Genomic DNA, 10,265 nt, shown 5'->3' with positions numbered 1-10,265 from the left:
GCCCCCGATAGCGGTGGATCAGTTACAGATGAGCTGACTGAACTACTGCTATCGGGAGCAAGTCGAATCGTCGCACCGCCCCTCCCACATTTTTTTAACCGCGTTTCTTCAGTTATTGACCGGAATAGATCTGATCGAAAACCCCACCATCATTGAAGTGGGTTTTCTGCACGGTGCGCCAGTCGCCAAAGGTCTTCTCCACCGACAGGAAGTCGACTTTCGGGAAGCGGTCGGTGTACTTGGCCAGCACCTTGGGGTCACGTGGGCGCAGGTAGTTGTTGGCCGCGATTTCCTGGCCTTCCGGCGACCACAGGTACTTGAGGTAGTCTTCGGCCGCCACGCGGGTGCCTTTCTTCTCGACCACTTTGTCGACCACCGACACCGGCGGTTCGGCTTCGGCGGAGACGCTCGGGTAGATCACCTCGAACTGGTCGCGGCCGAATTCGCGGGCAATCATTTCCGCTTCGTTTTCAAAGGTCACCAGCACGTCGCCAATCTGGTTGGTCATGAACGTGGTGGTGGCGGCGCGGCCACCGGTGTCCAGCACAGGTGCCTGTTTGAACAGCTTGCCGACAAAGGCCTTGGCCTTGTTTTCGTCGCCGCCGTTCTTGAGCACATAGCCCCAGGCCGACAGGTAGGTGTAGCGGCCATTGCCGGAGGTTTTCGGGTTGGGCACGATCACTTGCACGCCGTCTTTGAGCAGGTCCGGCCAGTCTTTCAGGGCTTTTGGGTTGCCTTTGCGCACGATGAAGACCGTGGCGGAGGTGAACGGCGCGCTGTTGTTCGGCAGGCGGGTGACCCAGTTGTCCGGCACCAGTTTGCCGTTGTCGACCAGGGCGTTGATGTCGGTGGCCATGTTCATGGTGATCACGTCAGCCGGCAGGCCATCGATCACCGAGCGCGCTTGTTTGCTGGAACCGCCGAACGACATCTGCAAGGTCAGTTTGTCGTTCGGGTGCTCGGCTTCCCAGTGCTTCTGGAAGGCGGCGTTGTAGTCTTTGTAGAAATCGCGCATCACGTCGTAAGAGACGTTGAGCAGAGTGACGGGGGCAGCCTGGACGGCACCCGCCAAGGCAAGGCCGGCGGCCAGGAGAGAGGCGCTTACGAGTTTTTTCACTGCTCATTCCTTGTTGTTCGAGAAGGTTATCAATTGAGTGAGGGCAATTTGCCAGCGACTATAGCTGGCGCCGCATAGACGTTTAAAGATTAAAACGCACTTTGCTTATTCCACTTTCTTAAATAATGCATTGCCACAGCGCGAGCAAAACGCCGCGTTGGGTTCATGGCTGTTCTTCTTGCACACCGGGCAGTCGGTTTGCAGCTGTTCGCCGCGCATGGCACTGGCCAGTTCGGCGGTAAAAATCCCGGTCGGCACGGCGATGATCGAGTAACCGGTGATCATCACCAGCGACGAGATCACCTGGCCCAGCGGGGTCTTGGGCACGATGTCGCCAAAGCCTACGGTGGTCAGGGTCACGATTGCCCAGTAGATGCCCTTGGGAATGCTGGTAAAACCGTGTTCCGGACCTTCGATCACGTACATCAACGTGCCGAACACGGTGACCAGGGTGCACACGCTGACCAGGAACACCACGATCTTCTGTTTGCTGCCCCGCAGCGCGGCCATCAGGTAGTTGGCCTGCTTGAGGTAGGGGCTGAGCTTGAGCACGCGGAAGATCCGCAGCATCCGTATGATGCGGATGATCAACAGGTACTGCGCATCGCTGTAATACAGCGCGAGGATGCCGGGCACGATGGCTAGCAAGTCCACCAGCCCATAAAAGCTGAACGCATAGCGCAACGGCTTGGGCGAGCAGTACAGGCGCATGCCGTACTCGATGGCGAAGATCAGCGTGAAGCCCCATTCGATATAGGCCAGCACATTGGCGTAGTTCTGATGTACCTGGTCGATGCTGTCGAGCATCACGACCACCAGGCTGGCGAGAATGATCAGCAGCAGAATGCCGTCAAAGCGCCGCCCGGCCGCTGTGTCACTCTGGAAAACCATGACGTAGAGGCGCTGGCGCCAGTCGTTGTTGCTGTCCATAAAACCTGCCTGAGTCGAAGATCGAGCAAGCCTAGGGGGATTCGTAGGGGCTGTCCATGCGCGGTTTCTGCAGCATTCGCTGGCTGGCGCGCACCAGCCAGCAGGCGAGGATAAACGGCGCGGTCAGCGCGGGCAGCTGCAGGGCGGCGAAGCCTGGGGTGAGGATGATCGCCAGCAGGATGCCGATCAACGGCAGCCAGGGTTGGCGCCGCGTCTGGCTCAGGGCCAGGGCGGCCAGCGCCGGGTTGTAGCTGTGCAGGCCGAGGAGGGCGCTGGTGGGTTCTTTCAGCCACAGTGCAAGCAACACGCCGGTGCTGGCGCCAACCAACGCCCAGACTGCGGCGCGGCGGTTGGCCAACCATAGGCCCAGCGCAATCAAGGCACCGGCTGCAGGCTGGTCCAGCAACATGACCTGGGCCAGGCCCGTGAAGGGGGCGATGAGTACGCCAATCCCATCCGGCTCAGTCAGGGCAAATGTGCCGGGTGGGACTGTGCCCAGCAACAACCAGCCGAGGCCGACAAAAGGCGCGGTATAGGCCGGCAAGTCATTGGGCTGGCTGGCGTGCTTCAACCATTGCCGCGTCAGCATCGCACTCAGGCCGCCACACGCCAGGATCAGCGGCGGCAACAACGCCGACCAGGCGAAGTGCTGGCTGATCAACACGCCCAGCAGCACACCGTTGTAGCTATACAGCCCGGCTTGGCGCTCGGCTTTGGGATAACCCCGGCGCTGGGCCGTGAGCAAACCGGCGACGCCACCCAACAACGCCCCGCCGAGCACGGCCGGAGCACCGATCAGGATCGCCAACAGGCACAGCAGGCCGCACAGTGGCTGGCGTTGCAGGAAGATCTGGCTGAAACCGTTGAGCAGGGCTTCGGCCCAGTCAGGGCATGTCTGGTTTTGCATGATGGTTAGTCAGTGGGACCGAGTTGTACCCATCGGGGGCAGGCTCCCTCCCACATTGGACTGAGGTGAACACGGTCAAGTGTGGGAGGGGCGGTGCGACGATTCGACTTGCCCCCGATGAGGCCCTTACAGACGCTAAATCAACGTCTCTATGCGCAGCGAATTGGTCGACCCCGGCTGCCCGAACGGCACCCCCGCGGTAATCACCAACGTATCCCCGCGCTGCGCCATGCCCTGCGCCTGGGCAATCTCCAGCGCGGTGGAACACACCTCGTCCACCTGGCGCAGCCGATCATTGACCACCGAGTGCACGCCCCACGCCACACTCAACCGCCGCGCGGTGGACAGGTTCGGAGTGAGGTTGAGGATCGGCGCCACCGGCCGCTCCCGCGCTGCGCGCAGGCTGGAGCTGCCGGACTCGCTGTAGTTCACCAGCACCGCCACCGGCAGGATGCTGCTGATGCGGCGGATCGCGCAGCTGATGGCATCCGACACCGTGGCATCCGCCTTGGGCCGGCTGACGTCCAGTTGCGCCTGATAGTCCGGGCCGTTTTCCACCTGGCGGATGATCTTGCTCATCATCTGCACGGCTTCCAGTGGGTACTCGCCCGAGGCGGTTTCCGCTGACAGCATCACCGCGTCGGCGCCTTCGGCCACGGCGTTGGCGACATCGGTGACTTCGGCACGGGTCGGCGCCGGGGAGAAACGCATGGATTCGAGCATCTGCGTGGCCACCACCACCGGCTTGCCCAGTTGGCGGCAAGTACTGATGATGTCTTTCTGGATTTGCGGCACGCTCTCTGCGGGCACTTCAACGCCCAGGTCGCCTCTGGCCACCATGATTGCGTCGCTCAGTTCGGCGATTTCCTGCAGGCGCTGCACGGCCGAGGGTTTCTCGATCTTGGCCATCAGAAAGGCTTTGTCGCCGATCAGCTCGCGGGCCTCGCGGATATCTTCCGGGCGCTGCACAAACGACAGTGCCACCCAGTCCACGCCCAGTTCCAGGCCGAAGCTCAGGTCGCGGCGATCCTTGGCAGTGAGCGGGCTGAGTTCCAGCAGCGCTTGTGGGACATTTACACCTTTGCGGTCGGACAACTCGCCGCCATTGAGCACCGTGGTGTCGATGGCGTCCGCATGTTTGGTGATGACCCGCAGGCGCAGCTTGCCATCGTCCAGCAGCAGGTCCATGCCCGGCTCCAGCGCCGCGATGATTTCCGGGTGGGGCAGGTTGACCCGGCACTGGTCGCCCGGCGTCGGGTCCAGGTCCAGGCGCAGGGCCTGGCCACGCACCAGTTGCACCTTGCCCTCGGCAAACCGCCCGACCCGCAGCTTGGGCCCTTGCAGGTCCATGAGGATGCCCAGTGGGTAATTGAGCTGGCGCTCGACCTGGCGAATCCACTGGTAGCGCTGGGCGTGATCGGCGTGGTCGCCGTGGCTGAAATTGAGCCGGAAGATATTCACCCCGGCTTCCACCAACTCGCGGATGTCATCGATACCGTCGGTGGCCGGACCCAGGGTGGCGAGGATTTTGACCTTCTTGTCAGGCGTCATGGGCGGTGCTCTCAAGGATCAGGATGGCGCGGAAGTCGTTGACGTTGGTGCGCGTCGGCTCGGTAACGATCAACCCGTCGAGGGCGGCGAAGTAGCCGTAGCCGTTGTTGTTATCCAACTCGTCGCTGGCATTCAGGCCGAGGGCTTCGGCGCGGGCATAACTGGCGGGTGTCATGATCGCCCCGGCGTTGTCTTCCGAGCCGTCGATGCCATCGGTGTCACCGGCCAGGGCGTAAACGCCGGGCAGGCCCTTGAGGCTGTCGGTGAGGCTGAGCAGGAATTCCGCATTGCGCCCGCCACGGCCATTGCCGCGCACGGTGACGGTGGTTTCGCCACCGGAGAGGATCACGCACGGCGCCGCCAGCGGTTGCCCATGCTGCACAATTTGCCGCGCGATGCCGGCGTGCACTTTGGCCACGTCCCGCGCTTCGCCTTCCAGGTCGCCCAGGATCAGCGGGCTGAAACCGGCCTGGCGGACTTTTACCGCCACCGCTTCCAGCGACTGTTGCGGGCGGGCGATCAACTGGAAGTGGCTGCGCGCGAGCACCGGGTCGCCGGGTTTGACGGTTTCCGAGGCGGGGTTCTGCAACCAGCTGCGCACGGCAGCGGAGGCATCAATGCCGTAACGCTTGAGAATCGCCAGGGCTTGCTGCGAGGTACTTGGGTCGCCAACCGTGGGGCCGGAGGCGATCACGCTGGCCTGGTCGCCCGGCACGTCGGAGATCGCATAGGTGTAGACCGTGGCCGGCCATGCCGCCTTGGCCAGTCGACCACCCTTGATGGCCGAGAGGTGTTTGCGCACGCAGTTCATCTCGCCAATGGTGGCGCCAGACTTGAGCAGGGCTTTGTTGATGCTTTGTTTGTCGGCCAGGGTAATGCCCTCGGCGGGCAGGGCCAACAAGGCCGAGCCGCCGCCCGAGAGCAGGAAGATTACGCGGTCGTCTTCGCTGAGGTTGCTGATCAGTTCCAGCACACGTTTGGCCACGGCCAGGCCTGCGGCATCGGGGACCGGGTGGGCAGCCTCGACCACTTCGATTTTTTTGCAGGGTGCACCGTGGCCATAGCGGGTGACCACCAGGCCGGTGACGTCACCCTGCCAGCAGTTTTCCACCACGAGCGCCATGGCCGCCGCCGCTTTGCCAGCACCGATCACGATGACGCGGCCGCTGCGGTCGGCGGGCAGGTAAGGTTCGAGGACTTGCCGGGGGTGGGCGGCGTCGATGGCTGTGGCAAACAGCTCGCGAAGCAGGTGTTGCGGATCGACCGACATAAGCGGGCTCCCGGGGGATTCTTGTTATTGGGGATGCAGCTATTTCTGGTTTGGAATGCGATCAAATGTGGGAGGGGGCTTGCTCCCGAAAGCCGTCTTATATTCAGCAATGGTGTCGACTGATGCACCGCTATCGGGAGCAAGCCCCCTCCCACAGTTGGCCGTATTTCAAAGGGAAAGCGATGTTGCTTACTTATCGCGAATCGAAAAATTCGCCATATGCTCCAGCCCCTTGATCAGCGCCGAGTGGTCCCAATTGCCGCCGCCAATCGCGGCGCAGGTGCTGAACACCTGCTGGGTGCCGGCGGTGTTCGGCAGGTTGATGCCCAGCTCCTTGGCACCGGCCAGGGCCAGGTTCAGGTCCTTCTGGTGCAGGTTGATACGGAAACCCGGATCGAAGGTGCCTTTGATCATGCGTTCGCCGTGCACTTCAAGGATCTTCGACGAGGCAAACCCGCCCATCAGCGCTTCACGCACCTTGGCCGGGTCGGCACCGTTTTTCGAGGCGAACAGCAGCGCTTCGGCCACCGCCTGGATATTCAGCGCAACGATGATCTGGTTAGCGACCTTGGCGGTTTGGCCATCGCCATTGCCGCCGACCCGCGTGATGTTTTTGCCCATGCTCTGGAACAGCGGCAGGGCGCGTTCGAAGGTCTGCGGTTCACCGCCGACCATGATGCTCAGCGTGCCGGCCTTGGCGCCGACTTCACCACCGGACACCGGTGCATCGAGGTACTGCGCGCCGGTCTCGTTGATCTTCGCGGCGAAGGCCTTGGTGGCGGTGGGCGAGATCGAACTCATGTCGATCACCACCTTGTTCGGCGACAAACCGGCAGCGACGCCGTCGGCGCGGAACAGCACGTCATCGACCTGCGGAGTGTCGGGCACCATCACGATGATGAACTCGGCTTCCTGCGCAACTTGCTGCGGGTTGGCCAGGGCCACGGCGCCTGCCGCGATCAGCTCGGCCGGGGCCTTGCCGTGGTGCTCGGACAGGAACAACTGGTGACCGGCTTTCTGCAGGTTGGCGGCCATGGGTTGGCCCATGATGCCGGTGCCGATAAATCCGATTTTAGCCATGAAGAAAATCCTCTTGTTATTCGATGTGGCAGGGTCTGCCCAACACAGGAGATTCAAATGTGGGAGGGGGCTTGCCCCCGATGGTCTTTCATTCAACATTTGTGTCGACTGATGCACCGCTATCGGGGGCAAGCCCCCTCCCACATTTGGTTTTGTGTCGTGCCTGTCAGATGGCGTTATGGGTCTTGAGCCAACCCAAACCCGCCTCGGTGGTGGTCAGCGGCTTGTATTCACAGCCGACCCAACCCGTGTAGCCGATGCGGTCCAGATGCTCGAACAGGAAGCGGTAGTTGATCTCGCCGGTGCCCGGCTCGTTGCGCCCAGGGTTGTCCGCCAACTGGATATGGTTGATCTCACCCAGGTGCGCAGCCATGGTGCGGGCCAGGTCGCCTTCCATGATTTGCATGTGATAGATGTCGTATTGCAGGAACAGGTTGGCGCTGCCCACCTGCTCGCGAATCGACAGGGCTTGCGCGGTGTTGTTCAGGTAGAAACCCGGGATGTCGCGGGTGTTGATCGCTTCCATCACGAGCTTGATGCCCACCGCTTGCAGCTTGTCGGCGGCGTACTTGAGGTTGGCGACAAAGGTTTTTTCCAGTGTTTCGTCGTCAACGCCCTGAGGCCGGATACCCGCCAGGCAGTTGATCTGCGTATTGCCCAGCACCTGGGCGTAGGCGATGGCCAGGTTGACCCCGGCGCGAAATTCCTCGACACGGTCCGGGTGGCACGCCACGCCGCGCTCGCCCTTGGCCCAGTCACCGGCCGGCAGGTTGAACAGCACCTGGGTCAGGCCATGGGCGTCGAGTTGCGCCTTGATTTCGGCGGAGCTGAATTCATACGGGAACAGGTACTCCACGCCTTCGAAACCGGCATCGGCGGCGGCTTTGAAGCGGGCGAGAAAGTCCTGCTCGGTAAACAGCATGGACAGGTTGGCGGCAAAGCGCGGCATAGGGTTCTCCTTAATCGAGCAGGGAAATGGCAGTTGGTGCGTCGTTGCCGACCAGTGCCAGATCTTCGAATTCGTTGACGGCGTTGATCTCGGTGCCCATGGAAATATTGGTCACGCGCTCCAGAATAATCTCAACAATCACCGGCACCTTGAATTCTTCGATCATTTCCTCGGCGCGGCGCAGGGCGGGCGCGATCTGGCCGGGTTCGAACACACGCAATGCTTTGCAGCCCAGGCCTTCGGCGACGGTCACGTGGTCCACGCCATAGCCGTTGAGTTCCGGCGCGTTGAGGTTGTCGAAAGACAGCTGCACGCAGTAGTCCATCTCAAAACCGCGCTGGGCCTGGCGGATCAACCCCAGGTAGGAGTTGTTCACCACCACGTGGATGTACGGCAGCTTGAACTGCGCGCCCACGGCCAGCTCTTCGATCATGAACTGGAAGTCATAGTCGCCCGACAGCGCCACCACCTTGCGGCTCGGGTCGGCCTTGACCACGCCCAGTGCCGCCGGGATGGTCCAACCCAATGGGCCGGCCTGGCCACAGTTGATCCAGTGGCGCGGCTTGTAGACGTGCAGAAATTGCGCGCCGGCAATCTGCGACAGGCCGATGGTGCTGACGTAGCAGGTGTCTTTGCCGAACACTTGGTTCATTTCTTCGTACACGCGTTGCGGCTTGACCGGTACGTTATCGAAGTGGGTTTTGCGGTGCAGGGTGGCTTTGCGCTGCTGGCAGTCGTGCAGCCAGGCGCTGCGGTCCTTGAGCTTGCCGGCGGCTTTCCACTCGCGGGCGACTTCAATGAACAGGGTCAGGGCGGAACCGGCGTCGGACACGATGCCCAGGTCCGGGGTAAATACGCGGCCAATCTGCGTCGGCTCGATGTCGACGTGGATGAACTTGCGCCCTTCGGTGTAGACCTCCACCGAACCGGTGTGGCGGTTGGCCCAGCGGTTGCCGATACCGAGCACCACGTCTGACTTGAGCAGCGTCGCGTTGCCATACCGGTGGGAGGTTTGCAGGCCGACCATGCCGACCATTTGCGGGTGATCGTCGGGGATGGTGCCCCAGCCCATCAGGGTCGGGATCACCGGGATACCGGTCAGCTCGGCGAACTCCACCAGCAGCTCGCTGGCGTCGGCGTTGATCACACCGCCGCCACTCACCAGCAAGGGGCGTTCAGCCTGGTCGAGCAAGGCCAGGGCTTTTTCCACCTGGATGCGCGTGGCCAGAGGCTTGGCCAGCGGCAGCGGCTGGTAGGCGTCGATGTCGAATTCGATCTCGGCCATCTGCACGTCGAACGGCAGGTCGATCAGCACCGGGCCGGGGCGACCGGAGCGCATTTCATAAAAGGCTTTCTGGAACGCGTAGGGCACCTGGCCGGGTTCGAGCACGGTGGTCGCCCACTTGGTCACCGGCTTGACGATGCTGGTGATGTCCACGGCCTGGAAGTCTTCCTTGTGCATCCGCGCACGCGGGGCCTGGCCGGTGATGCACAGAATTGGGATCGAATCGGCCGAGGCGCTGTACAGACCAGTGACCATGTCGGTGCCCGCCGGGCCCGAGGTGCCGATGCACACACCGATATTACCGGCCTTGGTGCGGGTGTAACCCTCGGCCATGTGTGAGGCGCCTTCAACGTGGCGAGCAAGGACGTGATCGATGCCACCCACTTTCTGCAAGGCCGAATACAGCGGGTTGATCGCGGCGCCTGGGATACCGAAGGCGGTATCGACACCTTCACGGCGCATCACCAGGACGGCGGCTTCGATTGCTCTCATTTTGCTCATGATTTTGGTGCCTCTTGCGTTTTGTAATTGTATACAAGTGGTGTCTGGCCAAAGTGTATTCACGGCGAGCGGCGCAGGTCAATGCATTTTATTCTTTGACCTTTTCGTTCGTCGGAACGCAATTTTTCGACGTATGGAGTGTTTGTGCGAAAACATTGTATACAAAATCAAATGCCATTGTGTTCTATTTGTTTGATCGAGCATCTGATCCTTCAGACCTCCACCGCATTCCCAATAACAAAAGAAGGACGGCACCATGAGCGCTTTAACCTTGAAAATAGCCACCCAACTGACCAGTCAGGCCCTTACCGCAGGCCGCACGATTTCGGCCGCGCCGTTGACCATCGCGGTGCTCGACAGCGGCGGCCACTTGATTACCCTGCAACGCGAAGACGGCGCCAGCCTGCTGCGCCCGCAGATCGCCATCGGCAAGGCCTGGGGCGCGATTGCCTTGGGCAAGGGTTCACGGCTGTTGGCGCTGGACGCGCAGCAGCGCCCGGCGTTTATCGCGGCGTTGAACAGCCTGGGGCAGGGCAGCGTGGTGCCGGCACCGGGTGGGGTGTTGATTCGGGATCAGCAGGGTGTGGTGTTGGGGGCGATCGGGATCAGTGGGGATACGTCGGACATTGACGAGCAATGTGCGATCACGGCGATCGAGGGGGTGGGGTTGTTGGC

9 protein-coding genes are annotated in these 10,265 nt (G+C 61.9%); 1 reads left to right on the top strand and 8 read right to left on the bottom strand.

Translation table 11 applies throughout. The features are described from left to right. Positions 1 to 112 precede the first annotated feature (112 nt). The 8 genes from GIW02_RS26385 to gcl all read right to left on the bottom strand — a co-directional run bounded on the left by GIW02_RS26385 (position 113) and on the right by gcl (position 9,590). Positions 113 to 1,117: a sulfate ABC transporter substrate-binding protein gene (locus GIW02_RS26385; protein ID WP_033897617.1), complete on the bottom strand. Its 1,005-nt coding sequence runs from the start codon at positions 1,115 to 1,117 to the stop codon at positions 113 to 115. 105 nt (positions 1,118 to 1,222) lie between these two features. Further along, the gene (locus GIW02_RS26380) at positions 1,223 to 2,047 is read right to left on the bottom strand and encodes an ion transporter (RefSeq protein ID WP_236422193.1); all 825 of its coding nucleotides are present in this window, start codon (positions 2,045 to 2,047) and stop codon (positions 1,223 to 1,225) included. Between the two features lie 31 nt (positions 2,048 to 2,078). Then, complete coding sequence (locus tag GIW02_RS26375) at positions 2,079 to 2,954, bottom strand: urea transporter (protein ID WP_236418561.1); 876 nt, start codon at positions 2,952 to 2,954, stop codon at positions 2,079 to 2,081. Between the two features lie 135 nt (positions 2,955 to 3,089). Next, complete coding sequence (pyk, locus tag GIW02_RS26370; protein ID WP_236418562.1) at positions 3,090 to 4,505, bottom strand: pyruvate kinase; 1,416 nt, start codon at positions 4,503 to 4,505, stop codon at positions 3,090 to 3,092. Continuing rightward, positions 4,495 to 5,775 (bottom strand): glycerate kinase type-2 family protein, encoded by a 1,281-nt coding sequence (locus tag GIW02_RS26365; protein ID WP_236418563.1) that lies wholly within the window; start codon positions 5,773 to 5,775, stop codon positions 4,495 to 4,497. The genes pyk and GIW02_RS26365 overlap by 11 nt, the downstream gene beginning before the upstream one ends. A 189-nt stretch (positions 5,776 to 5,964) precedes the next feature. Next, positions 5,965 to 6,855: a 2-hydroxy-3-oxopropionate reductase gene (locus tag GIW02_RS26360; protein WP_236418564.1), complete on the bottom strand. Its 891-nt coding sequence runs from the start codon at positions 6,853 to 6,855 to the stop codon at positions 5,965 to 5,967. 166 nt (positions 6,856 to 7,021) lie between these two features. Next, positions 7,022 to 7,804, bottom strand: a complete 783-nt coding sequence (gene hyi / locus GIW02_RS26355; RefSeq protein WP_236418565.1) for a hydroxypyruvate isomerase — start codon at positions 7,802 to 7,804, stop codon at positions 7,022 to 7,024. Between the two features lie 10 nt (positions 7,805 to 7,814). Continuing rightward, entirely contained in the window at positions 7,815 to 9,590 is a 1,776-nt protein-coding gene (gene gcl, locus GIW02_RS26350; RefSeq protein ID WP_236418566.1) for a glyoxylate carboligase, read from the bottom strand. A 256-nt stretch (positions 9,591 to 9,846) separates the two neighbouring features. On the opposite strand from gcl, the gene GIW02_RS26345 reads away from it, so the two are divergent. After that, on the top strand, positions 9,847 to 10,265 hold a 419-nt coding region (locus GIW02_RS26345), incomplete at its 3' end, for a GlcG/HbpS family heme-binding protein (RefSeq protein WP_236422192.1).

It is taken from the genome of Pseudomonas syringae (assembly GCF_021606685.1).
Classification (GTDB): Bacteria; Pseudomonadota; Gammaproteobacteria; order Pseudomonadales; family Pseudomonadaceae; genus Aquipseudomonas; species Aquipseudomonas syringae_R.
This window is presented reverse-complemented; position numbering and strand designations above follow the sequence as displayed.

Bases quoted from the DNA above. Each gene is read 5' to 3' on its own strand.
- GIW02_RS26375 (WP_236418561.1), bottom strand. From the start codon at position 2,954: ATGCAAAACCAGACATGCCCTGACTGGGCCGAAGCCCTGCTCAACGGT.
- GIW02_RS26365 (WP_236418563.1), bottom strand. From the start codon at position 5,775: ATGTCGGTCGATCCGCAACACCTGCTTCGCGAGCTGTTTGCCACAGCC.
- pyk (WP_236418562.1), bottom strand. From the start codon at position 4,505: ATGACGCCTGACAAGAAGGTCAAAATCCTCGCCACCCTGGGTCCGGCC.
- hyi (WP_236418565.1), bottom strand. From the start codon at position 7,804: ATGCCGCGCTTTGCCGCCAACCTGTCCATGCTGTTTACCGAGCAGGAC.
- GIW02_RS26360 (WP_236418564.1), bottom strand. From the start codon at position 6,855: ATGGCTAAAATCGGATTTATCGGCACCGGCATCATGGGCCAACCCATG.
- GIW02_RS26380 (WP_236422193.1), bottom strand. From the start codon at position 2,047: ATGGACAGCAACAACGACTGGCGCCAGCGCCTCTACGTCATGGTTTTC.
- gcl (WP_236418566.1), bottom strand. From the start codon at position 9,590: ATGAGCAAAATGAGAGCAATCGAAGCCGCCGTCCTGGTGATGCGCCGT.